The sequence below is a fragment of the Bacillus sp. AFS001701 genome (genome assembly GCF_002559405.1).
Lineage (GTDB): Bacteria > Bacillota > Bacilli > Bacillales > Bacillaceae_G > Gottfriedia.
Genome location: NZ_NTZO01000280.1, coordinates 1 through 25,025 on the forward strand (window position 1 = coordinate 1; position 25,025 = coordinate 25,025).

Annotated in this window: 28 protein-coding genes; 1 reads left to right on the forward strand and 27 read right to left on the reverse strand. The window is 35.0% G+C overall.

What is annotated here, in order from left to right; all coding sequences use genetic code 11:
- Positions 1-140 precede the first annotated feature (140 nt).
- Positions 141-1,913 (reverse strand): DHA2 family efflux MFS transporter permease subunit, encoded by a 1,773-nt coding sequence (locus tag CN514_RS17750; protein ID WP_098233742.1) that lies wholly within the window; start codon positions 1,911-1,913, stop codon positions 141-143.
- Between the two features lie 12 nt (positions 1,914-1,925).
- On the reverse strand, positions 1,926-2,570 hold the full coding sequence (locus CN514_RS17755) for an HlyD family secretion protein (protein ID WP_483295023.1): 645 nt from the start codon (positions 2,568-2,570) through the stop codon (positions 1,926-1,928).
- A gap of 226 nt (positions 2,571-2,796) precedes the next feature.
- Here CN514_RS17755 and CN514_RS17760 point away from each other — a divergent pair, with 226 nt between their 5' ends.
- The gene (locus tag CN514_RS17760; RefSeq protein ID WP_098233744.1) at positions 2,797-3,417 is read left to right on the forward strand and encodes a TetR/AcrR family transcriptional regulator; all 621 of its coding nucleotides are present in this window, start codon (positions 2,797-2,799) and stop codon (positions 3,415-3,417) included.
- Between the two features lie 319 nt (positions 3,418-3,736).
- Here CN514_RS17760 and CN514_RS17765 read toward each other — a convergent pair whose 3' ends face one another.
- The 25 genes from CN514_RS17765 to CN514_RS17885 all read right to left on the reverse strand — a co-directional run bounded on the left by CN514_RS17765 (position 3,737) and on the right by CN514_RS17885 (position 24,851).
- Positions 3,737-4,165, reverse strand: a complete 429-nt coding sequence (locus tag CN514_RS17765; RefSeq protein WP_098233745.1) for a nuclease-related domain-containing protein — start codon at positions 4,163-4,165, stop codon at positions 3,737-3,739.
- Entirely contained in the window at positions 4,122-4,397 is a 276-nt protein-coding gene (locus CN514_RS17770) for a hypothetical protein (protein WP_098233746.1), read from the reverse strand. The genes CN514_RS17765 and CN514_RS17770 overlap by 44 nt, the downstream gene beginning before the upstream one ends.
- Before the next feature lie 400 nt (positions 4,398-4,797).
- Positions 4,798-5,199: a F0F1 ATP synthase subunit epsilon gene (locus CN514_RS17775; RefSeq protein ID WP_098233747.1), complete on the reverse strand. Its 402-nt coding sequence runs from the start codon at positions 5,197-5,199 to the stop codon at positions 4,798-4,800.
- An 82-nt stretch (positions 5,200-5,281) separates the two neighbouring features.
- Positions 5,282-6,694 (reverse strand): F0F1 ATP synthase subunit beta, encoded by a 1,413-nt coding sequence (gene atpD, locus CN514_RS17780; RefSeq protein ID WP_025568604.1) that lies wholly within the window; start codon positions 6,692-6,694, stop codon positions 5,282-5,284.
- 63 nt (positions 6,695-6,757) lie between these two features.
- Complete coding sequence (locus tag CN514_RS17785; RefSeq protein WP_098233748.1) at positions 6,758-7,612, reverse strand: F0F1 ATP synthase subunit gamma; 855 nt, start codon at positions 7,610-7,612, stop codon at positions 6,758-6,760.
- Positions 7,613-7,697: 85 nt separating this feature from the next.
- On the reverse strand, positions 7,698-9,206 hold the full coding sequence (gene atpA / locus CN514_RS17790) for a F0F1 ATP synthase subunit alpha (RefSeq protein ID WP_025568602.1): 1,509 nt from the start codon (positions 9,204-9,206) through the stop codon (positions 7,698-7,700).
- A 22-nt stretch (positions 9,207-9,228) separates the two neighbouring features.
- Positions 9,229-9,768: a F0F1 ATP synthase subunit delta gene (locus CN514_RS17795; RefSeq protein ID WP_098233749.1), complete on the reverse strand. Its 540-nt coding sequence runs from the start codon at positions 9,766-9,768 to the stop codon at positions 9,229-9,231.
- Positions 9,765-10,268, reverse strand: a complete 504-nt coding sequence (gene atpF / locus CN514_RS17800; protein ID WP_029715296.1) for a F0F1 ATP synthase subunit B — start codon at positions 10,266-10,268, stop codon at positions 9,765-9,767. The genes CN514_RS17795 and atpF overlap by 4 nt, the downstream gene beginning before the upstream one ends.
- Positions 10,269-10,475: 207 nt before the next feature.
- Positions 10,476-10,691, reverse strand: coding sequence for a F0F1 ATP synthase subunit C (gene atpE, locus CN514_RS17805; protein ID WP_025568599.1), 216 nt, complete (start codon positions 10,689-10,691; stop codon positions 10,476-10,478).
- Between the two features lie 80 nt (positions 10,692-10,771).
- Positions 10,772-11,443, reverse strand: a complete 672-nt coding sequence (atpB, locus tag CN514_RS17810) for a F0F1 ATP synthase subunit A (RefSeq protein ID WP_435817601.1) — start codon at positions 11,441-11,443, stop codon at positions 10,772-10,774.
- A 64-nt stretch (positions 11,444-11,507) separates the two neighbouring features.
- Complete coding sequence (locus tag CN514_RS17815) at positions 11,508-11,888, reverse strand: ATP synthase subunit I (RefSeq protein WP_025568597.1); 381 nt, start codon at positions 11,886-11,888, stop codon at positions 11,508-11,510.
- A gap of 4 nt (positions 11,889-11,892) precedes the next feature.
- A complete protein-coding gene (locus CN514_RS17820; RefSeq protein ID WP_025568596.1) occupies positions 11,893-12,117 on the reverse strand; it encodes an AtpZ/AtpI family protein in 225 nt (74 codons plus the stop codon).
- A 272-nt stretch (positions 12,118-12,389) separates the two neighbouring features.
- Positions 12,390-14,594, reverse strand: a complete 2,205-nt coding sequence (locus CN514_RS17825) for a S8 family serine peptidase (RefSeq protein WP_098233751.1) — start codon at positions 14,592-14,594, stop codon at positions 12,390-12,392.
- Between the two features lie 173 nt (positions 14,595-14,767).
- Entirely contained in the window at positions 14,768-15,400 is a 633-nt protein-coding gene (locus CN514_RS17830; RefSeq protein ID WP_098233752.1) for an AmiS/UreI family transporter, read from the reverse strand.
- A gap of 114 nt (positions 15,401-15,514) precedes the next feature.
- Positions 15,515-16,699, reverse strand: a complete 1,185-nt coding sequence (locus CN514_RS17835) for a NupC/NupG family nucleoside CNT transporter (RefSeq protein WP_098233753.1) — start codon at positions 16,697-16,699, stop codon at positions 15,515-15,517.
- A gap of 120 nt (positions 16,700-16,819) precedes the next feature.
- A complete protein-coding gene (locus tag CN514_RS17840; RefSeq protein WP_069033737.1) occupies positions 16,820-17,224 on the reverse strand; it encodes a cytidine deaminase in 405 nt (134 codons plus the stop codon).
- Between the two features lie 139 nt (positions 17,225-17,363).
- Entirely contained in the window at positions 17,364-18,029 is a 666-nt protein-coding gene (deoC, locus tag CN514_RS17845) for a deoxyribose-phosphate aldolase (RefSeq protein ID WP_098233754.1), read from the reverse strand.
- A gap of 243 nt (positions 18,030-18,272) precedes the next feature.
- On the reverse strand, positions 18,273-19,214 hold the full coding sequence (locus CN514_RS17850; RefSeq protein WP_098233755.1) for a DNA-binding transcriptional repressor DeoR: 942 nt from the start codon (positions 19,212-19,214) through the stop codon (positions 18,273-18,275).
- Between the two features lie 248 nt (positions 19,215-19,462).
- On the reverse strand, positions 19,463-20,092 hold the full coding sequence (gene upp, locus CN514_RS17855) for a uracil phosphoribosyltransferase (RefSeq protein WP_098233756.1): 630 nt from the start codon (positions 20,090-20,092) through the stop codon (positions 19,463-19,465).
- A 270-nt stretch (positions 20,093-20,362) separates the two neighbouring features.
- Positions 20,363-20,881: a DoxX family protein gene (locus CN514_RS17860; RefSeq protein WP_098233757.1), complete on the reverse strand. Its 519-nt coding sequence runs from the start codon at positions 20,879-20,881 to the stop codon at positions 20,363-20,365.
- A 215-nt stretch (positions 20,882-21,096) separates the two neighbouring features.
- The gene (gene glyA, locus CN514_RS17865) at positions 21,097-22,338 is read right to left on the reverse strand and encodes a serine hydroxymethyltransferase (protein ID WP_141529411.1); all 1,242 of its coding nucleotides are present in this window, start codon (positions 22,336-22,338) and stop codon (positions 21,097-21,099) included.
- A gap of 168 nt (positions 22,339-22,506) precedes the next feature.
- Complete coding sequence (locus CN514_RS17870) at positions 22,507-23,073, reverse strand: TIGR01440 family protein (RefSeq protein WP_098233759.1); 567 nt, start codon at positions 23,071-23,073, stop codon at positions 22,507-22,509.
- A gap of 83 nt (positions 23,074-23,156) precedes the next feature.
- Positions 23,157-23,606 carry a ribose 5-phosphate isomerase B gene (gene rpiB / locus CN514_RS17875; RefSeq protein WP_025568584.1) on the reverse strand — a complete coding sequence of 150 codons (450 nt, stop codon included), beginning with the start codon at positions 23,604-23,606 and terminating at the stop codon, positions 23,157-23,159.
- A gap of 124 nt (positions 23,607-23,730) precedes the next feature.
- Positions 23,731-24,171, reverse strand: a complete 441-nt coding sequence (locus tag CN514_RS17880) for a low molecular weight protein arginine phosphatase (protein WP_098233760.1) — start codon at positions 24,169-24,171, stop codon at positions 23,731-23,733.
- Between the two features lie 122 nt (positions 24,172-24,293).
- Complete coding sequence (locus CN514_RS17885) at positions 24,294-24,851, reverse strand: manganese efflux pump MntP (RefSeq protein ID WP_098233761.1); 558 nt, start codon at positions 24,849-24,851, stop codon at positions 24,294-24,296.
- Positions 24,852-25,025: the final 174 nt, after the last annotated feature.

Here is a 25,025-nt window from a genome sequence, read left to right on the forward strand (position 1 = left end):
CATTACCAGTTACTAAAATTGTATATCAGTATAAGAGTTATCCACAAATCCACAGAAAGTTATTCACAATTCCCACAAATTAAAAAATAGTGATAATTGTCGAAAAAAAAACCAGTTCAAAATCATGAACTGGCCTTTTTTTAAGATGCAATCGTTTCTGAAGACTGCTTATTTTGATTTTTAGATTTAGGTTGCGCAAACTTTCTACTTTTTGTACTTCCCATAAAGAATGAAAGTACTAATGCAATACCAGACAATGCAGTTGCAAAGATAAATGCATCATTGATTCCATTAATAGATGCTAATTTAGACGCCTGACTATAAAGTGTTGTAATTGCTAAAGCTCCACCTTGAGAAGGGGTTACTCCAGCTGCACCAGCTAACTGTGCGCCTGTTTGATGAACCCAATCCATAATGAACGGATTCGTTGACGTTACTTCATTTGAGAAGTCTGCCATGTGATTAGTCGTTTGAGTCGTCATAATTGTAACAAGGACTGCTGTACCTACCGAACCTGCAACTTGTCGTAGTGTATTTTGAGTTGCAGTACCATGAGAAATCATCTTAAGAGGTAACTTATTTAAACCAGCAGTCATAATTGGCATCATAATAAATGACATACCGAATGAACGTAAAGTATAGAAAAACATAATTTTTAAATACGGTGTATCAATAGACAATTTAGTGAACTCATAAGTTGTAAAAGTCATAATAAGTAGACCAAAAATCGCTAAAGGACGGATACCATATTTATCGAATAGCTTACCTGTAAGTGGTCCAAGAGCACCCATAATTAATGAACCAGGAAGTAATAATAATCCTGCTCTAATTGGTGTAAACCCGCGGATGTTTTGTAAATAAAGAGGTAGCAAAATCATCCCTCCGTATAAAGCAGTCGTAACAATTAAGTTAATTAATAATGTGTAAGTAAACGAAAATGATTTAAATACTTTTAAATTGATTAATGGTTGTTTAGCAGTTAATTCTCTCCACACAAATAAACCTAAACTGATACCAGCAATTACTAAAGAAAGAACTACTTCAGTGCTACCCCAACCTTTATTACCAGCTTCACTGAATCCATATAATAAACTTCCGAATCCAAGTGACGAGCTTATTACTCCCCAAATATCTAAAGTTGGAAATGAACGTTTACGTGAAATATGAAACCAAGCATTAGACAAAATGATTGAAATGACACCTAACACAGCCATTCCGTAAAATAAGAAATGCCAAGAATAATCTTGAACTACATAACCAGTTATTGTAGGACCAATAGCTGGCGCTAGAATCATTGCAATCCCCATTAATCCCATTGCAGCCCCACGCTTTTCAGGCGGGAAGATCGTCATAAAGATATTCATACCAAGCGGCATTAAAATACCAGCCCCGACAGCTTGAACTACGCGACCTGCCATCATAACTGGGAAGTTTCCTGATAAAGCACAAATAATTGAACCGATTGTAAAGGCAATCATCGAAAAGATAAATAATTTTCGATAAGTAAATGTATCAACTAAGTAAGCACTGACCGGAATTAAAATACCATTCACTAACATAAAACCAGTAGATAACCATTGTGCAGTCGAAGTAGTTACATTAAAATCTGCCATTAACTTCGGTAAAGCAACATTTATTAATGTCTGATTTAAAATAGACACGAACATACCTAGTAATAGTACTGTCAAAACTTTTCCCATGCTAAAGCTCTGTTTTTCACTTGGCTCAGATGGAATTGATTTCTTTTGAATTTCTTCCGTTTTTTCTATTTTATTTGGTTCTTCCGTTTGGACCATTTCTTCTCTTTTATCTATTTTTAGGTCATTTTCTTTATTTCTTAATACAATTCGATTAATAATAAAGAAAACAATTAAGCAAAACCCTCCATATGCAATGATCATTCCTGTTGACATTGAAATTCCTCCTTACTTATGGATACGAACAGAAGCATTCATTCCTGGAACAATTTCAAATGACTTATTATGATCTAAAGCAATTCTTACAGGTACAACCTGCTCAACTTTCGTATAGTTTGCATTAGAGTTTCCAGAAGGTAATAAACTAAATGTATTTGCAGTTGTTAATCCAACAAATTCCACAGTACCTGTTAAAGTAGTATCTGGATATGCGTCAACATATACATCAACCTCTTGACCTTTTTTCACATCTTCTACTTCAGTTTCTTTTATATTTGCAGTAACCCAAAGATTATCTAAGTTATATGCATAACCAAGAGTTGAACCCGTTCCAACCAATTGATCTTTAATTGCATTTGCTTGAACAATAGTAGCATTTGTTGGCACTGAAACTGATACTTCATGTACAGTATCCCCAGCTGTTTGAGGAGCAGTTAAAACTTTCCCGATTGATTCATTTGGTGAAAATGTTTTTCCGAATGTACCTGACCATGACTCAAGCTTACCAGCAGCAGGAGATGAAATAACAATTTGTTGCCCATCTATTTTTGCATTATCAGTTTTTATATAATTTGTTGATTGATCATAGTAGTAATAACCAGCAAATCCACCAGCAACTAATATGATTAAAGTAATTATGTTAACAAACACCATTTTCTTCATGTTCCCCATAAATAAAATTCCTCCTAAATTTTTAATCGTTTCTCTATATAGGTAACAAAAGTAAAGCAACACATTGTCGTTTTACTTCTCATAGTTTTTAATTATAATTGATTTATAAACGTACTCAACCGTTAATAATTAAAAATTTGTTGTTTAAGCAACACTACTATTATTAACTGTTTAATTTCTTAAAGTTATTTAATAAAGGAGTTTTAAAATGAGCATAAAAAATAATCTTGACCCTCGTGTCATTCGAACTAGACAACTTTTACAAGATGCATTAATTACACTATTATCAGATAAAGAATTCGAAGCGATCAGTGTACAAGATATAACTAAAAAAGCAAACGTTAACAGAGCAACCTTTTATAGCCACTATGAAGACAAATACCAAATGGTGCGCCAAATCGTTAGAGAAAAACTAGTTGATTTGGACAGCGCTATGAAAAATGTAGATTTTAGTAAGTATGACGGAAACCCACACTCACTCGATGAAATGGCCTTAAAATCCTACTTCCATCTATTCGAACATATCGAAAAAAACAGCTACTTTTACAAAGTCCTCCTAAAACGACAAGGACCAAATATTTTTAGAAGAAGACTTTACGAAGTATTATCAAAAACGTTCGAAAAAGGCATAGCATTCATACAGCCAAAAAAGAATAAATACCTTGTCCCAGGTGACCTATTAGTAAGTTATATAGCAGGCGCAACTCTCAGCGTAATTTCATTTTGGGTTGAAAATGACATGCCATACACAAAAAAACACATGGCAGAATACCTTTTAAAAATCTCAAGAAATGGTGTTTTAACAACAGCGGGATTGGAATTAAACTAAAAAGAGGGTTGCTGTGACAACTCGTCTAAATAATGCGTTTTGTCTTTTTTTGTTCCTGATGATGGTAGGTTTAGTTTGCGTAGGAGTCTTGAAGCGTTTTAGAAAGAGGGTATATGGAGAAAGTCTCTAACTTGTTTATTATTTATCGAGTTTCCAATTAACAAAAAGTAATCAACTAAAGCACTAATATGTGCTACTATTGAAACATATAAGCAATTCTTGCAAATCCAATTCCCTTTATCTCGAACCATTGAAAACTGATGACAATTAATGCAAATTACACCAGTTAGTTGTTCATTTTTATCGATATTATACTTATCTAATATATTTGATCTGAAAGCTGATGTTGCTTTATTAACAGGTTAGCTAATCTCCTTATTTCTTTCTGTGTATAAAAATCGGTTTTAAATTCCAACTCTAACTCCTCAACTTTTTTATAAAGTAACTCAGAATGAAAAACTTTTTTTGCAATCTCACTTTGATTTGATGAAGCTTTTATTATTATTTTTGGACTACTTATAATTACGTAGGGTATAACACTTAAATTTATATAATTATGTTTTCGTAGCCACTGTGTAAGTTGCCTTTTTTGCCTATCAACTTGAACAATGGGGTTTGTAAATGACTCCTCTTTCCCATCAATTGATCGAATAAATTGATTAAAATTTTGATCAAAATACAAAGTACCAATTAAATTCCTTACCTCAATAATGATTAGTACACATTGGGTTATTATAATCGTATCGATTTAAAAAATGCTTAAAATCATCTACTAACCTTACATCATGCAAAATGAAACTACGCTCTTTTGGAAAAAAACTAAGATGATAATCTAAAGCCTTTTCACCCTGATAACCTGCTTTGTACTTGAATAGATCCTCCTCAATTCTTGACCATTGGGGATGATCACTAGGTAATCTCCTTAATAGAGCCTCCAATTTTTTAATAACCAACGGAACAGTTCGTTCTTTTAATATCATCAAAAAGTCACCTCACTTTTTCTATTAAAGATTTTTTGTGCAGATACCTTCTAATACAAATCATAAAAATTGAGTCAATAACAACCACTTTTTCAGTAATTTAATTAGATTTAGTCTAATACTAAATCATATTTCGATGAAACTAACAAATTTTAATTAAAGCTGATCATAAATTCAATATTTTATTAAGATGTGCCTGTTTTATTTGCATTTTTCATAGATTTAATTGTAGTTTGCAGTTTCATCGATTTTATTTGCACCTACAGTTTATTTGCTACTCATTTAAATTTATTTGCACTTGCACTCTCATAACTTCTTAATTGCACCTTCCCCGATTTTAATTAAACCCACCCCAAAATAACCCAACAAAAAAAGAGCCCAACAAGGGCTCTTTTTTTAATTACTTATATTGTGCTACGTTTAAACGGTTCATTGCTTTGTGTAAAGCAAGTTCTGCACGTTTGATATCTGTGTCAGGGCGTCTGTCATGTAGACGTTGTTCTGCACGTTTTTTTGCTTCTACTGCACGCTCAACGTCGATTTCAGTTGATGCTTCAGCAGATTGAGCCAATATTGTAACGGCTTCAGGTCGAATTTCAATGAATCCGCCACTAACTGCAACGTAATCTGTTCCAGCTGGTGTTTTAATTTTAACAGGTGCTGTTGCTAACGGTGCCACAGTTGAAATGTGTCCTGGTAAAATACCTAGCTCACCGCTAGTTGCTTTCGTGCTAACGAATTCTGTTTCGCCTTCATAAGCCGGTCCATTAGGAGTGACGATACTGACTTTCATTGTCTTCATAGTGAACTCCTCCTGTCTAGCTTCGTGAGCTAATCAAGTCCATTCAGTTAGAATGATGAACAAGCTTTCGATTAGACAATTATTATACTAGTGTTTTTGCTTTTTCTACTACTTCTTCAATGCGTCCAACTAAACGGAATGCATCTTCTGGAAGAGTATCATATTTACCTTCTAAGATCTCTTTGAACCCACTAACAGTTTCTTTAACTGGTACGTAAGAACCTTTTTGTCCTGTGAATTGCTCCGCAACGTGGAAGTTTTGAGATAAGAAGAATTGAATACGACGAGCACGAGCTACGACTAATTTATCTTCTTCTGATAACTCATCCATACCTAAGATTGCGATGATATCTTGAAGTTCTCTATAACGTTGTAAAGTTGATTGTACTTGACGAGCTACTTCATAGTGCTCTTCACCAACGATTTCAGGGTTTAATGCACGAGATGTAGATGCTAATGGATCTACCGCTGGGTAAATACCCATCTCAGATAAACGACGCTCTAAGTTTGTTGTTGCATCTAAGTGAGCGAACGCTGTAGCTGGTGCTGGATCCGTATAGTCATCGGCAGGAACGTAAATCGCTTGAATCGAAGTTACAGAACCTTTGTTTGTTGAAGTGATACGCTCTTGTAATTGACCCATTTCAGTAGCAAGAGTTGGTTGGTAACCTACCGCAGAAGGCATACGACCTAATAGGGCAGAAACCTCAGAACCTGCTTGAGTGAAACGGAAGATGTTATCGATAAAGAATAACACGTCTTGTCCTTGCTCATCACGGAAATATTCAGCCATTGTTAAACCAGTTAGGGCAACACGTTGACGTGCACCAGGTGGTTCGTTCATTTGTCCGAATACCATCGCTGTTTTCTTGATAACGCCAGAGTCGCTCATTTCGTGGTATAAGTCGTTACCTTCACGAGTACGCTCACCTACACCAGCGAATACTGAGATACCGCCGTGCTCTTGTGCGATGTTGTTAATTAATTCTTGAATTAATACAGTTTTACCTACACCTGCACCACCGAATAGACCGATTTTACCACCTTTGATGTAAGGAGCTAATAAGTCTACTACTTTGATACCAGTTTCAAGGATTTCTACTTTTGTAGTTAATTCTTCAAATTTAGGTGCTTGACGGTGAATTGGGTCACGACGTACGTCTTCTCCAAGTTCTTCGTCTAAGTCAATGTTGTCACCTAACACATTGAATACGCGTCCTAATGTAGCGTCTCCAACTGGAACCGAAATTGGTTTACCTGTGTTAACTGCTTCCATTCCACGTACTAATCCATCAGTTGAAGCCATTGCAACTGTACGAACAGTATCGTCACCTAAGTGAAGAGCAACTTCTAATGTTAAATCAATGTTTACTTCGTTTGCATCGCCCGCTTCTTTACGAACACGTAACGCATTATATATTTGTGGTAATTGGCCGTTTTCGAACTTTACGTCTACTACTGGACCTAATACCTGAGTAATAATACCATTGCTCATCGCTTTTCCTCCTAGCATTGTTTCATTAAAAGCCGATCAATTTATATAGCCGTTGTAAGCAGATTAGCCAAGTGCTGCTGCTCCACCGACGATTTCAGTAATTTCTTGTGTAATTGCTGCTTGACGCGCACGGTTATAGTGAAGAGTAAGCTTACTAATAACTTCTTTCGCATTATCAGTTGCACTTTTCATCGCTGTCATACGTGAAGCGTGTTCACTAGCTTTACTGTCTAATAATGCACCAAAGATTAAGCTTTCTGCATATTGAGGCAGTAAAACTTCTAAGATTTCATCATCAGATGGTTCAAATTCGTAATTAGTTGTTGCCTTACCTGTGTCAATATCTGTTAAAGGTAATAGCTTTTTCTCAGTAACTTCTTGAGAAATCTTACTTACGAAATGATTATATGATAAGTAAAGTTCATCAAAAATGCCATCTGTGTACATTTGAACTGTACGATTAGCAAATTTTTGAATATCATCGAATGAAGGTTGATCTGGAAGTCCAAGAACCTCTTCAACGATTGGGTAACCTAAACGCTTAAAGTAGTCACGTCCAACTCGACCTAGTACAATAATTGCAAATTCATCATTCGATTTATGACGCGCTTTAATTGTATTAGTTACCGCACGTAATACGTTACTATTAAATGCACCCGCTAAACCACGGTCAGAAGTGATGACAATGTAACCAGTCTTTTTAACTGGACGAGTTACTAGCATCGGATGTCTACTGTTTACACCTTTTGCCACGCTACCAACTACCTCTTGCATTTTTTCCATGTAAGGAACGAATTGCTTAGAGTTTTGCTCAGCACGGTTTAATTTCGCAGCAGAAACCATCTCCATCGCTTTTGTGATTTGGCTTGTCTTTTTTGTTGAATTAATTTTTGTTTTTATATCGCGTAATGATGCCACAGGTTTTCACCACCTTTTGGTAAACAGTTAAATGAAGGACGAGCTAATGCCCGATCCTTCAAATCCAGATATTTAAATCGCCTTCTTATTTAGAAGCAATAAAGTTCTTTTTAAAGCTTGTGATTGCAGCGTCAAGGTCAGCTTCGTTTGGTAATTTACCAGTATCACGAATAGCATCTAAAAGACCTTTAGCGTTAACGTCCATCCAAGCTAACATTTCTTCTTCAAAACGAGTAATGTCTTCAACTGCTACGCTGTCTAAGTGGCCACGTGTTAATGCATATAAAGATGTTACTTGTTTTTCTACTTTTAATGGTTTGTGTAAACCTTGTTTAAGGATTTCAACTGTACGAGCACCACGGTTAAGTTTAGCTTGAGTTGCTTTATCTAAGTCTGAACCGAACGCAGCAAATGCTTCAAGCTCACGGAATGACGCTAAGTCAAGACGTAGCGTACCTGCTACTGATTTCATCGCCTTAGTTTGCGCTGAACCACCAACACGTGATACAGAAAGACCTGCATTGATCGCTGGACGTACGCCAGAGAAGAATAAGTCAGACTGTAAGAAGATTTGTCCGTCAGTAATCGAGATTACGTTTGTTGGAATATAAGCTGAGATATCACCAGCTTGTGTTTCAATGAATGGTAATGCAGTTAATGAACCGCCACCTAACTCATCATTTAACTTAGCTGCACGCTCTAATAAGCGAGAGTGTAAGTAGAATACATCCCCTGGATATGCTTCACGACCTGGAGGACGTTTTAATAATAGTGAAAGCTCACGGTAAGCTACCGCTTGTTTTGATAAATCATCGTATACTACTAATACGTGTTTACCATTGTACATAAACTCTTCACCCATTGTTACACCAGCGAAAGGAGCTAAGTATAACATTGGAGCTGGAGATGAAGCAGGTGCAGTTACAACGATTGTGTAATCTAATGCGCCATGCTTACGTAAAGTTTCAACAAGTCCACGAACTGTTGATTCTTTTTGACCGATTGCAACATAGATACAGATCATGTTTTGGTCAGCTTGGTTAAGGATTGTATCGATAGCAACAGCTGTTTTACCAGTTTGACGGTCACCGATAATTAACTCACGTTGACCACGTCCGATTGGTACAAGAGCGTCGATCGCTTTGATACCTGTTTGTAATGGCTCATGTACTGATTTACGTGCCATTACGCCTGGAGCAGCGTTTTCAATTGGACGAGATTTAGTTGTTTCGATTGGGCCTAAACCATCAACTGGTAAACCTAATGAGTTTACTACACGTCCTACTAATGCTTCACCAACTGGAACTTGCATGATGCGTCCAGTACGACGAACTTCGTCGCCTTCTTTAATGCCTGTGTAAGGTCCTAAGATGATAATACCTACGTTGTTTTCTTCTAAGTTTTGTGCTAGTCCCATAACGCCGTTAGAGAACTCAACTAGCTCTCCAGACATACATTGGTCAAGACCATGAGCACGAGCGATACCGTCACCAACTTGGATAACTGTACCAACATCACTAACTTCTATTTCAGTTTGGTAATTTTCGATTTGCTTTTTAATCAGCGCACTGATTTCTTCAGCTTTGATGCTCATGCATTTCACCCCTATCTACAAACTATTTTGCGATTAATTCACGTTCAATTCGAACAAGTTTATTTTTTAAACTGCCGTCAAAAATACGGTTTCCAACACGAACTTTATAACCACCAATTAAAGATGGGTCAATTTCGTTTTTCAAACGTATTGAGTTTTTACCTAATTTAGAAGCGAATAACGCTCCAATTTTATCTAGTTCTTCAGAAGACATTGCCTTCACAGAGTAAACTGTTGCATCTGCAATATTACGAGTTTCATTCGCAATTTTTACATATTCAGTCACTAAGTTAGAAATAGTGCTCATACGTCCACGATCAACTAATAAGCATACTAGATTTAATACCGTTTCAGAGATTGAAGCAAACGTGTCGTTTAGGACAGACTTTTTGCTTTCTTTTGTGATACCAGGGTGTTGTAAAAACTTATTTAATTCTAAGTTTTCTACATACTCCTTTTTCACTACTTGTAAGTCATGTTCAACAGTTTCTACTAAGTTTTGTTCAGTTGCTAATTCAAAAAGAGCGTTTGCGTAGCGTTTTGCAACTAATTCGTTACTCATTTAGCTTCGCCTACTTCTTTAAGATATTGATCAAAAATAGCAGATTGGTCTTCAGACTTCACTTCTTTTTCAAGTACTTTAGAAGCAATTAATACAGATAATGAAGCAACTTGTTGTTGAACTGATTGTACTGCAAGCTCTTTTTCACGTGTAATTTCACGTTTAGCGCTTTCTTTCAAGTTTTCAGCTTCTGCTTTTGCTGCGGCAACGATTTCTTCACGTTGTACGTCAGCTTGCTTTCTAGCTTTCTCAAGAAGCTCACGAGCTTCAGTTCGAGCAGCAACTAACTCTTGCTTTTGCTCTTCAACTAGTTTCATTGCATCAGCGTTGTTTTTCTCAGCTGAGTCTAATTGATTAGCGATGTGATCTTCACGTTGTTTCATAATTCCCATTACAGGTCCTAATGCATACTTACGTAATAAAGCAAGTAGGATTAAGAAGATTACTAATTGAAACGCTACATCGCCCCAAGGTATACCATGTCCGTTTGCTTCACCGATTACGAATAATGAACCGTTTAACACAAGCCTTCACTCCCTTCGAGGGTATCATTTAATAATTTTTCTTTTTTTATAACATAGCCTAGGACTCTTACCGACCTTAGCTTTACTTTCAAAATTCAATCTTTACAACAAAAGTGTCATAAAGTAATGGCGAAGTAAATGTGAACACAAACTTCGCCATTTTTTAACTGCTTGTATAAAATCTTAAGCTTTACCAAATGCCATGAATGCGATAACTACCGCGATGATTGGAAGTGCCTCAACTAATGCAACCCCGATGAACATTAAAGTTTGAAGAGTTGAACGTAATTCTGGTTGACGAGCAACACCTTCTACTGTACGTGATACAATTAAACCGTTACCAATACCTGCACCTAGTGCACCTAAACCTATTGCGATTGCCGCTGCGATTAAAGCCATTTTAAATTTCCTCCTTCTTAATCATAAGAAATATATTTTTTTTTATAATTTTTATCTAACTACCAATTTTAATGAGCAGATTAATGCTCGTCCGCCACTTTATGTGACAAGTAAACCATTGTTAACATTACGAAGATAAACGCTTGGATTGAACCAACGAATACAGAGAATCCCTGCCATACGATCATTGGTATTGCCGCTGCAATTGTCCAAAGAACGCCTTCTCCTGCGCTTGCTGCATAAGCATGTGTACCCATTGTTGCAAGTAAACCTAGTAAGATTTCCCCCGCGTAAATGTTACCGTAAAGTCGAAGACCTAGCGTTAATGTGTTTGCTAATTCTTCAATAATTTTTAATGGGAATAAGAATGGCATTGGTTGGAAGAATGTTTTACCATACGCTCCAAAACCGCGCATCTTAATACCATAATAATGTGATAAACCAACTATAAAGATTGCTAATGATAAAGTAATGACTGGGTCTGATGTAGGTGATTTCCAAACTGAGTTTCCATCGAATGAGATATCGAATGGTAGACCTAACATATTTGAAACAAATATGTACATAAGTAATGTCACACCTAGTGTAAGGAAGCGACCACCAGTTTCCCAATCCATTGTACTGTTGATAATCCCTTTAACGAAATCTATAACCCACTCTAAAAAGTTTTGCTTTCCTGATGGGCGTAATTGTAGACTTCTTGCGCATGTAACTGCGATGATAAAGACGATTACTGCAGCAATGGTAGTCATTAGAACATTTGTTAACGTAAAATCTAAACCAATAAATTTAAAACCATAAGTGCCGTGTTCCAATTTATTCACCTCTCTTCCTTGCAAAAGACGTTTGTTGTAATGCAAAATGTATCATAATGACAAGATGTCCTGTCATTAGTCCCGCAGTTAGTGCCGGTATGCTCACAAAATTTTCATACCGAAGCGCGATGACCATAGCTAGAGCCACCGCTGAAAGACAAATTACAGTACCTAAAGATCGAACTTTTTGTTGCTTTAAAACTCGGTCAAAGAAGGTATTTATCTTTCTGTGTAGAATCCATATACAATAAAAGCTAGTTACTGTTCCGAGAATATAGCCTGTGAATATTGTTTTATAGTCGGTAAATGCCCAACCTAAAACAGCTAAAGCAATGATATACAACATATCTCGTGTGAATCGTCTAAAATTATCTTTTTGCATGTAACTAGTCCCCTGGTGTGAATTGCTTAACTAATTTAAGCGTGCCATAGATTCCAGTAAATAATCCTAACAGTAAAAAGATGATCATAAATACTGGTACTGGCCAATTAAAAAATGAATCAATCCATCTTCCTAAAAAGATGCCTATGAGAATAGAACCGACAAGCTGAGCTAGAATGGAAGACATGAGTGCCATTGCTTTAAGAGGATGTTGATTGTTGTTTTTCATACAAAATCCCTCCATGTCAATTTTCATTCTCAAAAAATTGCCAAAAGTCTTATCATGGTTAATTCTACAACAAATTTTTGCTAAAATCTCTAAACATTGAAAACGTTCACAAATTGTTCACAAAACGTTCACAAAACGTTCAAAAAATTTTAATAACATAGTATTTACATACAATGAAAACCCTTTTAAACATTCATGTTAAGCATACAATATGTTACAAAAATGTGTCAATTACCTAAATTAAAAAACTATTAAAAATTACTTACCAATTTTTAGTCTTCAACATAAATTTTCGCTACATTGACGTAAGATTCCGTTGCACTTTCATATTGTTTACGTTTATAAAAGATCACAAACTTATAAATTCCACTTTTTGGAAAGTCTTTTAAAACTAATTCCTTTTTGATAATTCCCCTTTTACTATTCTCCTGTTCATCAATTACACCTAACAAACGGAATGTTTCTGATTCAAAAACAGCAATTTTGTATTCCTCAACCTTACTTGGTAAATAAAGTTCATATTTATAGCGATTTTTACCTTTTACTCTTCCAAAGTGAAATCCCATTACTGACGGAAAGTTCGGTTCTCCTTGAAGTAATAAAAACGGCATTCTTAGATTTTCATCATCATTTGTACTAAACGTAATTGCCCCATCATAAAATCCATCTCTTAATACTTTCGTATCTACTGTTGCAGTAAGATTAATCTTTTTGCTAGTGTGCGCTGGAATTGTAAAAGGCTTAGGTAATACCCATTGTATTCCAGTGGCTGGCTGATTATTTATAGCTGTAACTTGTTTTGGCATATTTGATTTATTAGAAATTCTTACGACAAAATCTTTCTTTACTTGTAAATCTGTTTTTCTCGTTACTCCTAAAGATAAAGACGTCGGGAATAATGTTGTCTCAGTCTCTAGTGCTTTTTCAATATCTAATCTTCCAGCCCCTTGTTCGTACGCATGATACATCTTTTTATTATTCTTATATAATGGTGTTGCTGTATTGACTAGCACACTTTTTAAATCCTCCATGCTCCAATCTGGGTGCAATTGTTTTACTAGAGCGGCTGCTCCTGCAACGTGTGGACTTGCCATACTCGTCCCTTGAAGTGCTAAATACCCACCCGGAATTGTACTTTTTATTTGTACACCTGGAGCTAATAAATCGGGTTTCATTTGCCAAGTACCTGTTACTGGTCCTCTAGAGCTGAAATCCGCTAGAATATCAACCTTCTTTTCATGTCCAGTTTTAGCTTCCACTTTATTTTTTTCAATGATTTTCTTAATCATTAAGCCTTCTTTTCTTGAAATAGTCGCAGCTGGAACAGTAAATTTACCTTTAATTTGTCCGATGAAATTCCCATCAATATTATTAAAGACAATAACAGCTTTAGCACCAGCATCTTGAGCATTTTTTACTTTATCAGTGAATGTGATTTTTCCTCTTTCAAGCAAGACAATTTTGTCTTTTACTCTTTTTAAATCACGCTTTTCCCCATATTTCTTAAATACAAATCGTCCATTTAAACCTTTAATCCATTTAGCAGATCCGATCATAGGGCTAATAATTGTCTCTTTATTTTTTACATGTATAGATGGAAAAAGAACAGGTGGATAGCTCGCACCAACTGTTAAAGCCTTTGATGCAGTTGCAGGAGAACCGACAGTCCATAATCCTGGTCCAGAATTTCCTGCAGCTGTAATTGCAAGTACACCCTTCTCTACTGCCTTATCTAACGCAATACTTGTCGGCCAGTCTGGTCCGTTGACATCATTACCAAGAGATAAATTAATAATATCTACTTTATCCTTCACTGCTCGCTCAATTGCAGCCATAACCGTTTCAGATGTACCAACGCCACCAGGGCCAAGAGCACGGTATGCATAGATGGTTGCCTTAGGGGCAACGCCTTTTCTTTTTCCATTAGCAGCTATTACACCAGCTACATGAGTACCATGAAATGTACTTTTTTCTTCAAGTTTAGTTTCCATTGGGTCTTTATCTAAATCAATCGTATCGTAACCGCCACCATAATTTGATTTCAAATCAGGATGTCTGTAGTCTACACCAGTATCGATTACTCCTACCTTAACGCCTTCACCCGTAATCTTTCTTCCCCTTTGATCCTTATATAATTGAGCTTCGTCTGCTCCAATAAAAGGGATGCTATCTTCTAAATGAGCTCTGTAAGTTGTAACAAAATGCATATCCTTTACTAACGGCATTTTAGCTAACTGTGATAACTCTTCTAGAGAACCCGATACTGAAAAACCATAGTACGTTTCAGTGTATTGTTGCCTTACGGTTACATTCGGGAAACGTTCAGCAATATATTTTATCGCCTGTGTAATCATTCCATCTTTAACCGAAATTAAAGCTACTTGTTTTTGTTGTTCATGTGCATTTACATAAACATCTTTAAATGGAAATAGTAAAAAAACTAGACAAATAATTATTTTAAGAAAGTAATTTTTCATTCAATGCAGGTTCTCCTTTATATAAGATATTTTCTTTTTAGCTTTCTCACTAATCGTTCAATCATGTATAAAAAGGTAATTTTCTCTAGAACCTACAAAGTTTTCAAAATAAAAAAAGACTAACTCTAGGTAAAGCATTAAGCTTCCCTAAAAGTTAGTCTTTTGTATTATCATTAATTTTTTAATTCGGGTTGGTTAAACAACTGGAATTTTTTATTTGTAACATACGCTTTAACTTCATGGATAATAAAATACAATATTGATGCTCCTAAAACTACGATCCATGCATTTGAAATTACTGTCTCCTGCCAAATCCCTAAAAGCATAAAAAATGCAGGAAGAGTAATTGTAGTCCAAGATTGAATCATTGCAACGATCCCTGTATATCGTTCTATTTTCTTACCTAATACTAGGCCAGCAAAGAATAGATACCATAAATATGCCCACATAACCCATAATAGTCCGCCTACAACATCATGAATTATAGCGAAGTTCACGAAAGCCCAAAGTACAGACATGATAGATACCCAAAGGGAGAACCAGCCTAAGCCTGTTCCATTAAAACCTTTAAGATTTGTAAATCCATTATATAAATAAGTAATACCAAAAAAGAAAATACTTGCCGTATTAAATAATTCCCACTTACCAGCACCTAAATGCATTAATAAGTAGATAGGAAAAACGATTTGTAATGTACCAACAAATAAGTTTAATAATGCTGCACTTTTAGCATTCGCTTTATTTAATAAAACAAGACTATTTAAAAACAGAGTTGCACCAGATAATAGTAAACCTACAGCTCCCATAGTGACTTGTTAAAAAGAAAATTGTTAAAAATTCACTTTTTAACTCAACCCTCCTACTTTAAGATTAGAAAAAAAAATACAAGCGCCTGATCTAAGTCAAACGCTTGGATTAAATTATTTTAAAACGATCCCTACGATAATTGCCGTTAAAACACTTACTAACGTTGCACCAAATAATAATTTTAAACCGAAACGAGCGACAACATTACCTTGTTTTTCATGTAAACCTTTAACCGCACCTGCAATAATACCAATTGATGAGAAGTTAGCAAATGATACAAGGAATACTGATACAATTCCTAATGTACGAGTTGAGAATTCTTTACCTTGTTTTGCTAAATCCATCATTGCAACGAACTCGTTTGAAACAAGTTTTGTTGCCATAATACTACCTGCATCAACCGCTTCTTTAAATGGTACACCCATAATGAATGCGAATGGAGCAAATACATAACCTAAAATTCCTTGGAATGAGATTCCAAAAATCATATCAAAAATATTATTGATCCCACCAATTAATGCAACAAATCCAATTAACATTGCTGCAACGATGATTGCTACTTTGAAACCATCTAAAATATACTCACCAAGCATTTCGAAGAACGTTTGTTTTTCTTCTTCTTGTACCGTTAAGATATCCTCTTCAGCTGAAACAGTGTAAGGATTGATGATTGATGAAATAATAAATCCACCAAATAAGTTTAAGACAATTGCTGTTACGACATATTTTGGTTCAACCATAGTCATATATGCGCCTACGATAGACATAGATACTGTTGACATTGCTGATGCACAAAGTGTATATAAACGATTTTTAGGTAAATGACCTAATTGTTTTTTTACTGAAATAAAAACTTCAGATTGTCCTAAAATTGCAGATGCAACTGCATTGTAAGACTCTAATTTACCCATACCATTGATTTTGCTTAAGATTAACCCAATGTATTTAATAACAAACGGTAAAATCTTTGTATATTGTAAAATACCAATTAAAGCAGAAATGAATACGATTGGTAATAATACACCTGTGAAGAAAGGAAATGCACCTTCATTTGCCATTCCGCCAAATACGAAATTAACCCCTTCAGCAGCGTATTCTAATAACTTTCCAAATCCGTTAGAAATCCCTTTAATTAATACTAAACCAACTTCTGTATTTAATAATAAGAATGCTAAGATGATTTGTAGAACGACCATAATTACGACTGGACGGTATTTAATGTTTTTACGATCACTACTAGCGATGAAAGCAAGACCGAAAACAACTAGTAATCCAACAAGAGCTATAATATATTTCATGTTTCTCCCCCGAAAATCCAATAAATTTATTTTTATTTAATATAAGCGCTTTCAAAACGAACACAACTTTTTATTTGTTGGATGTCAGACATCATATAGAAGTTAGATGTCAGACAAGGATTAACCTTGTAAATCTTTTGAACTAAATGACCCAGGAAGTAATTCCTTAACAGTTGTTTCAGCGATGTCACCTTTTAAGTTAGTTAAGTATACTTTTGTATTTTCATCACTAAATTCTGCGATTACTTGTCTACATGCTCCACATGGTGAAATTGGACCTTCAGTGTCCCCTACTATTGCGATTGATTCGATCTTTGCTGAACCGTTACCTGCAGCTACCGCACTAAATATAGCAGTTCTTTCTGCACAATTTGTTAGTCCATAAGAAGCATTTTCAACGTTACAACCTGTGTAGACGGTTTGATTATTCAATAAAATTGCTGCACCTACTTTGAATTTTGAGTAAGGAGCGTATGCGTTTTCACGAGCCTTTAAAGCTTCGTTGATTAATGATTGTGTATTCATATTTATCACCCTTTAACGAATTGTTAGGTAATTCTTTATTAAAGTGTGTGAGTTTTGTCTTCGCTTTACCATATTACCAACGTAAGAGCTAAAGAGCAATAACTCACTCACTTTTTTTTATTTTAAAATTATTTTGAAATTAATAAGCTGTGTTTGCTTCTTCACCTTGAACAATTTTAACGCCTGAGCTTGTTCCGATACGGTTTGCACCAGCAGCTACTACATTTTCTACGTCTTTTAAGTTACGAACACCACCAGAAGCTTTAACGCCTACGTTTTCTCCAACAGTTTTACGCATTAATGTAACGTCTTCTACAGTTGCTCCACCAGTTGAGAATCCTGTTGATGTTTTTACAAAGTCAGCACCAGCTTTAACTGATAATTCACATGCTCTAACTTTTTCTTCATCAGTTAAAAGACAAGTCTCAATAATTACTTTTACTAAAGCTTTACCTTTAGCAGCTTCAACAACTGCACGTACATCTCTTTCAACTAATTCGTCATTTTTTTCTTTTAATGCGGAAATATTGATAACCATATCAACTTCCTCAGCACCATTTTCAATTGCGTTTGTAGTTTCGAATGCTTTTACTTCAGGTGTGTTTGCTCCTAGAGGGAAACCAATTACCGTACAAACCTTTACAGAAGAATCCTTTAATAATTCACTTGCATAAGAAACCCAAGTAGGATTGATACAAACTGATGCAAAGCTAAATTCTTTTGCTTCTTCAGCTAGTTTTGCAATTTCTTCTCTTTTTGCGTCAGCTCGTAATAATGTGTGATCTACTAATTTTGCGTAATTCATATATAGTCGCTCCCTTAATGGTTTTATTATAAAAAAATGTTTATTTACTAAGTTACTTTGAATATGTCTTTACTATAACACCGCTATGAAATTTTGTAAAATACAATTTGAACTTATGTTCAATGATAATTTTTCCTATTAAATAAAAAAAGAGGCTGTCTCCTAAGTCAGGTTAACTGACACAAAAGACGCCTCTTTTTAATTGTAAAAATATCTGATATCGAGGGTTAACGTTACCTCTTTCTATCCCTGCTCTAGCAATCTTTTTGCAGTAAATTGATCAGTTATTAATACGTTTGCATATTTACCCATTAAAGCACCGTGAATAGCGTTTATTTTTCTTTCTCCACCTGCGACTAAAATAGACTTCTCTTTACTTCTTAGCTCATCTAACTCAATTCCAATCGTTCGTCGATCAAGAAGTTCAGAATAAATATTTCCTTCTTTATCAAAAAAACGTGAGCAAATGTCTCCAACAGCAAATGTTTGCAAGTCCGTCTCTTCCTTCTCGTTTAAGTAGCCAACTCTAAATAACAGAGCATCTTTTTTAACAGTTCCTACAGTAAAAATTGCAACATTTGATTGTTTTCCCAAATCGATTAATCGACCAATATGGCGATCTTCCTCGACCATTTGTTTTACTTGTGGATTATCAAAAATAACTGGTAGTGGTAAATATCTTGGAACGGTGTTAAATGCTTCGGCAAACAAATTGACCGTTTCAGATGCATAAGTATTCGTTTTAGAGTAACTTACTCCACCGTTTAGCTGAATTACTTCTACACCCTTTACTTGTTTATTACTTAACTTCGTTGCAATATGATACATCGTTGTTCCCCAAGTTACTCCTACAACGTCACCATCATGGACTAAATCTACTAACACATCCGCAGCTTTTTTAGTGATAGTTTGCAAAACTTCATTGTAGTCATCAATTGGTGAATAGCAAACCTCAACAGTTTGTAAATTATATTTCTTCTTTAACTCTCGGGCTAAATCTTGATTACCTTCTAAGGGGTCAATAATTTCAATGCGTACATATCCCAATTCCTTTGCTTGTTGAAGTAATCTAGATACAGTTGGACGAGAGATTCCTAATTGTGTCGCGATCTCTTGTTGACTAAAGTCAGAATCATAGTATAGTCGTGCTGCATCTATTATTAACCTTTGTTTTTCGAGTGACATTCCCTAATCCCCTTTAACTTACCAATCCTTATTTCACGTTCAAATTTTTAATTATTATACCCCTTTTAATAGAAAGAAAACTCGTTGACTGACGAGCCTTTTAGGCGAAGGTAGACGATCAGTTGCATTTATACTCAATTCCTAAAAATGGTGACTACGTCGAATAAATAAGTTACCTAGCTGCAAATTTATACTTTCTTAATGTGAAAAAAGCTCTCCTATGCTAGGAAAGCTTTAAAAAATGTAAATTACTTTGTACCGAATAAACGATCTCCAGCGTCGCCAAGACCAGGAACAATATAACCATGATCATTTAATTTTTCATCAAGGGCTGCTATGTAAATGTCCACATCTGGATGTGCTTTTTGTAAAACTTCAACACCTTCTGGAGCTGCAATTAAGCACATAAACTTAATATTTTTAGCACCTCGTGTTTTTAAAGAGTTGATTGCTTCAACTGCTGATCCACCTGTCGCAAGCATTGGATCAATCACAATGAAGTCACGCTCTTCTACATCCGTAGGAAGTTTAACATAATATTCAACCGGTTTTAAAGTCTCAGGATCGCGGTACAATCCAACATGTCCAACCTTAGCTGCAGGAACTAATTGAAGGAAGCCATCAACCATTCCTAAACCTGCACGTAAAATTGGTACAATCCCTAATTTTTTACCAGCAATAACTTTCGCCTTTGCAGTTGCTACTGGTGTTTGGATTTCCACTTCCTGTAATGGTAGATCGCGTGTGATTTCAAATGCCATTAAGCCTGCAACCTCATCAACTAGTGCACGAAATTCTTTTGTTCCAGTGTCTTTTCTACGAATTAAAGAAACTTTATGCTGAATTAACGGATGATCAAAAACGTATACTTTACTCACTTTTATCGCTCCTTGCAAATACTTAGTAATTTATTATTCTTAAAAAGAATACCGAAAGCGGTTAAATAATTCAAGCCACATCTTACAATCGCTTAGAATTAATTTAGATCTTTTTACAATCAAACTTCAATATTTCCTATTTTTACTAATCTAATTGCTATTTTGACCCATTTTGGATAAAAAACTCCTTTTCCACATTATTAAAAGACAGAGAAGTATTTATCTTAAACGCAAAGAGAGAACCAATTGGTTCCCTCTTTTTGTGTATAGTTAAGATGCTTTACTTAAATTATGATCTGGTACTTTTGGAGTGAAAGAATTTTTTTTATTAAAAAACTTGCTAATATAATGATCTAATCCGATACGTCCTGCATTTGAACCAGCAATTATAATAAAGATTCCTAATAATACCATTTGTGGATTTGTGCTAGTTGTACCACTAAACATAAATGCGAAGTTCATCATTAAACCAAAGAACATTGCTGTTTTTGTAAAACATCCAAGAATAAGTCCAAGTCCGATTGCGAATTCTCCAATAGGTACTAAAAAGTTAAATAAATTGATGTTTGGTATTGCAAAGTTTGTAAGGAAGTCTGCCCACCAGCCTTGAACTGCTGGATGTTCACCTGAGGCACTTTTAACTGCAAATCCTAAAAATCCTGAAGCATCGAATCCGCCAGCTGTTAACTTACCCCAACCTGCATGAATCCACTCATAACCTAAATAAAGACGAATAATAGTTAAGAAACCAGATGCAATTTTATTAGTTCTTAAAAAATTAATAAACATAAATTTTTGCCTCCGTTTTAATAGTTTTTAATTGCTGTTTACATGAGTTATTGTACTCCATTTCAAATAGCTAATGTGAAGTTTTTCACAAGTTTAAATGAACTTTTTGTGAACTTTATCACAAACTTTTAAAAAAATAAGGCTATCTTTAGGATTACTGCACCTTCAATGTTGAAAATGCAGTTCTAAAGATAGCTTACTTTATACTTTATTTATTAAAACGTAGGATATAATTCGTATTTGCTAGATAAAGCATTAACTCGATTACGAGATGCTTCTAGTACTTCTTGATTTTCGTGGTTTTTTAATGTTTCAGCAATGATTGATGCAATTTCATCCATATCTTCTAAAGTAAATCCTCTTGAAGTTACAGCAGCAGTACCGATACGGATACCACTTGTTACAAATGGACTTGCTGGATCAAATGGAATTGTATTTTTGTTACATGTAATACCAACTTCATCTAATACGTGCTCAGCAACTTTACCAGTTAACTCTAATGAACGAACGTCAATTAAAATTAAGTGATTATCTGTGCCACCAGATACTAAATTTAAACCGTGAGATTTTAAGCCTTCTGCTAAACGAGCAGCGTTATCGATGATCGCTTGTGCATACTTTTTAAAATCTTCTTGTAATGCTTCACCAAATGCTACAGCTTTTGCTGCAATTACGTGCATTAATGGTCCACCTTGAATTCCAGGGAAGATTGATTTATCAATCGCTTTTGCGAATTCTTCTTTACATAAAATCATACCACCACGTGGTCCACGTAATGTTTTATGAGTAGTTGTTGTAACAAAATCAGCATATGGAACTGGATTTTGATGAAGACCTGTTGCCACTAAACCAGCGATATGTGCCATATCAACCATTAAGTAAGCTCCAACTTCATCTGCAATTTCTCTGAATTTTTTAAAGTCAATTGCTCTTGGATAAGCACTTGCACCAGCTACAATTAATTTAGGCTTATGTGCTTTAGCTTTTTCTAATACATCTTCATAGTTAATTACTTGAGTTTCTGGATCTACTCCATACTCAACGAAGTTATATTGTACCCCACTGAAGTTTACTGGACTTCCGTGAGTTAAATGACCACCATGTGATAAATTCATACCTAATACTGTATCACCATGTTTTAAAATAGTGAAATAAACTGCCATATTCGCTTGAGCACCTGAATGAGGTTGAACATTTACGTGTTCTGCTCCGAATATTTCTTTTGCACGGTCTCTTGCAATGTTTTCTGTGATATCAACATATTCACAACCGCCATAGTATCGTTTGCTTGGATATCCTTCAGCATATTTATTTGTTAATACTGAACCTTGGGCTTCCATTACTGCTTCGCTTACAAAGTTTTCAGAAGCAATTAACTCGATTTTAGTACGCTGTCTACCTAACTCTAACTGTATTGCCTCATACAATGATGGATCTTGCTTTTTTAAATTTTCCACAGTTATATCCCCCTTTTTGTAAAACACGAACATTAATAGTATAAATTTACTATATTATTCGATAAAACGACCGAATTCCTTTCTATTTTACCATGTTTTGCATTGAAAATGAAAGATATATCTTTCAAATAACTAACATTTAACTATTCTATTATATTAAAAAACGTTTTATTTCAAGTCTTCATTTATTGAGTAAACCGCACGTGCTCCACCAATCAACTTAGGACGAGTCTTTGCCGCCGTTATATGAGCTTGTCCAACTTGTTTAATACTTGTTCTTAAAGGAACTGCCACATGCTTTAAATGCATACCGATTAAAGTGTCGCCAATATCAATCCCTGCATCCGCTTTAATGTGTTCAACAATTACAGCCTGATCCAAATGTCTAAATGCGAATGAAGCAAGCGCTCCTCCTGCGGTACGAACTGGTATCACAGTTACTTCGTCGAGTTGTAAACTTTTTGCCGTCTTGCTTTGAACAACTAATGCTCTGTTCAAATGTTCACAGCATTGAAATGCTAATTGTACCCCTGTTTCATCTTGAAAAGCCTTAATCTCATTAAATAAAACTTCTGCTACTTCTATTGTTCCTGAAGTTCCAATTCTTTGTCCACTAACCTCACTAGTGCTACATCCAATGACTAAAACATGGTCACTTGTAAAATTTACATGATCATTTAGCTCGTTTAATAATGATTTTATTTGCTCGGCTACTAATCTTAACTCTTCATTCATTTGTTTTGCTCCTTTCGACTCATTATTAAAAAAGCCGATAATCTTCACATTATGTTTTGGATTAACGGCTTCTAGTTTAGGTTTTATAATTGATGATTTTTTTCGTAGTCTTTTATTTTGTTTACTCGATTTTCATGTCGACCGCCTTCAAACTCAGTCGTTAACCATATTTTTGCGATGTCTCTTGCCAAACCAGGTCCGATTACTCGTTCCCCCATAGCTAGAATATTCGTATCATTATGTTCACGAGTTGCTTTTGCACTGAAAGTATCATGTACTAATGCACATCGAATTCCTTCAACTTTATTTGCGGCAATTGACATGCCAATTCCTGTCCCACAAATTAATATTCCACGGTCAACTTCTCCATTTGCAACTTTTTGTGCAACTGGGAATGCATAATCTGGGTAGTCTACAGATGTACCACACTCACAACCATAATCTTCGTATTCAATACCCATTTCATCCATTAAATTCATGATTTCTTGACGAATATTTAATCCACCATGATCAGATGCTATTGCTACTTTCATTAGATAACCCCCGTATTGATCTCTTTGATTCAATTTTCTTTTGTATTGAATTAACTTCAATTTCTATCTTACACTATTATGTTCAGATTTAGGGCATCTAATTAACATCCAATCACTGATTAAATTAATATTCGTTTGGTTTCTGTACAATCAGTTTTATCAACGCTTCTAATTCACTCAAAGTATTTTCATAAGTTGTTAATGATCCTCCATAAGGGTCAGAAATATCTTTAGCTTGGCCGTTTATATATTCATAAAATGTAAAGATTCTATCCTTATACTGAGGAAACCTAGAAACTAACATTTGTTTATGACTCAATGTCATTGATAAAACTTTCGAAGACCATTCCAAAAGATCTTCATTTACTTGCTGCGAGGAATGATTTGTTTCGATCCCTTTATTTTTTAGTGCCAATATTGCATTTTGAGAAGCAGGGTCGCCTGACATAGCAAATACTCCAGCAGACTTGACCTGATAGAACTCATTACCATGATGTCTTAATAGTGCTTCCGCCATTGGGCTTCTACATGTATTTCCGGTACAAACAAATAATATATTTTCCATCTTAATACCTCACCCTCATTTATCTGAACGTTTTATTTAATCTATTTTACTAAAAAATAAAAGGATGGGGCAATTGTCTCCAATTTTCTCCATCCTTAGCTCTTATTCACCTTATGTATCTTTTAAGAAAAAAATAATAGTTTTATTCCGAAAATCAATAAGAACGAACCACCTAATAGTTCTCCAAATTTTCCGAGTTCCTGTTCTACTCTTCTTCCTAAAAGTAATCCAGCCCAAGTTAAAATTGTACTGATAATACCGATTAGTAAAATGGTTAGCCATGTTTTAGCACCAAATGTTCCTAAGCTAATTCCAACCGAAAAGCTGTCCACACTTACACTAAATGCAAAAAGAAGTAAACCTACTCCTGTCGGTGAATATTTATTTTCTTCTTTACCAAATAAAGTTGCATAAATCATGTGAAAGCCTATTCCCATTAATAAAAATCCGCCAAGTAATACAGCAAATCGTCCCAGATTTTCGGTTAACTCATATCCAATGATCATTCCTAATAAGGGCATTATTACATGAAAGAGTCCGATTACAATGCCGACATTAATGATCTGTTTAAATTTTAGTTGTATAACTCCCATTCCTAACCCAACTGAGAATGCATCTAAACCTAGCGCAGATCCCATAATAGTTAATGTAATTAGTTCATTGATTAATGAGCTACTCATGCTTTCCCCCCTAGGACTTGCTATTAAAAGATATGCAAGTCCTATAAATGATATGAGGGAAATTAATAAAATTTAATTTTAAATTAGGGGCAGGGATCATTGCCTAAAAAAAATAATAGAAGCTCTATTCGGGGCTTTTACTATTATCAAATTTTCGTAAAAGGAGTAGAGTGA

Bases quoted from the DNA above. Each gene is read 5' to 3' on its own strand.
- CN514_RS17750 (WP_098233742.1), bottom strand. From the start codon at position 1,913: ATGTCAACAGGAATGATCATTGCATATGGAGGGTTTTGCTTAATTGTT.
- CN514_RS17755 (WP_483295023.1), bottom strand. From the start codon at position 2,570: ATGGTGTTTGTTAACATAATTACTTTAATCATATTAGTTGCTGGTGGA.
- CN514_RS17760 (WP_098233744.1), top strand. From the start codon at position 2,797: ATGAGCATAAAAAATAATCTTGACCCTCGTGTCATTCGAACTAGACAA.
- CN514_RS17770 (WP_098233746.1), bottom strand. From the start codon at position 4,397: ATGATATTAAAAGAACGAACTGTTCCGTTGGTTATTAAAAAATTGGAG.
- CN514_RS17775 (WP_098233747.1), bottom strand. From the start codon at position 5,199: ATGAAGACAATGAAAGTCAGTATCGTCACTCCTAATGGACCGGCTTAT.
- atpD (WP_025568604.1), bottom strand. From the start codon at position 6,694: ATGAGCAATGGTATTATTACTCAGGTATTAGGTCCAGTAGTAGACGTA.
- atpA (WP_025568602.1), bottom strand. From the start codon at position 9,206: ATGAGCATCAAAGCTGAAGAAATCAGTGCGCTGATTAAAAAGCAAATC.
- CN514_RS17795 (WP_098233749.1), bottom strand. From the start codon at position 9,768: ATGAGTAACGAATTAGTTGCAAAACGCTACGCAAACGCTCTTTTTGAA.
- atpE (WP_025568599.1), bottom strand. From the start codon at position 10,691: ATGGCTTTAATCGCAGCGGCAATCGCAATAGGTTTAGGTGCACTAGGT.
- atpB (WP_435817601.1), bottom strand. From the start codon at position 11,443: ATGACTACCATTGCTGCAGTAATCGTCTTTATCATCGCAGTTACATGC.
- CN514_RS17815 (WP_025568597.1), bottom strand. From the start codon at position 11,888: ATGCAAAAAGATAATTTTAGACGATTCACACGAGATATGTTGTATATC.
- CN514_RS17820 (WP_025568596.1), bottom strand. From the start codon at position 12,117: ATGAAAAACAACAATCAACATCCTCTTAAAGCAATGGCACTCATGTCT.
- CN514_RS17825 (WP_098233751.1), bottom strand. From the start codon at position 14,594: ATGAAAAATTACTTTCTTAAAATAATTATTTGTCTAGTTTTTTTACTA.
- CN514_RS17830 (WP_098233752.1), bottom strand. From the start codon at position 15,400: ATGGGAGCTGTAGGTTTACTATTATCTGGTGCAACTCTGTTTTTAAAT.
- CN514_RS17835 (WP_098233753.1), bottom strand. From the start codon at position 16,699: ATGAAATATATTATAGCTCTTGTTGGATTACTAGTTGTTTTCGGTCTT.
- CN514_RS17840 (WP_069033737.1), bottom strand. From the start codon at position 17,224: ATGAATACACAATCATTAATCAACGAAGCTTTAAAGGCTCGTGAAAAC.
- deoC (WP_098233754.1), bottom strand. From the start codon at position 18,029: ATGAATTACGCAAAATTAGTAGATCACACATTATTACGAGCTGACGCA.
- CN514_RS17850 (WP_098233755.1), bottom strand. From the start codon at position 19,214: ATGTCACTCGAAAAACAAAGGTTAATAATAGATGCAGCACGACTATAC.
- CN514_RS17860 (WP_098233757.1), bottom strand. From the start codon at position 20,881: ATGTTTATTAATTTTTTAAGAACTAATAAAATTGCATCTGGTTTCTTA.
- CN514_RS17870 (WP_098233759.1), bottom strand. From the start codon at position 23,073: ATGAATGAAGAGTTAAGATTAGTAGCCGAGCAAATAAAATCATTATTA.
- rpiB (WP_025568584.1), bottom strand. From the start codon at position 23,606: ATGAAAGTAGCAATAGCATCTGATCATGGTGGATTAAATATTCGTCAA.
- CN514_RS17880 (WP_098233760.1), bottom strand. From the start codon at position 24,171: ATGGAAAATATATTATTTGTTTGTACCGGAAATACATGTAGAAGCCCA.
- CN514_RS17885 (WP_098233761.1), bottom strand. From the start codon at position 24,851: ATGAGTAGCTCATTAATCAATGAACTAATTACATTAACTATTATGGGA.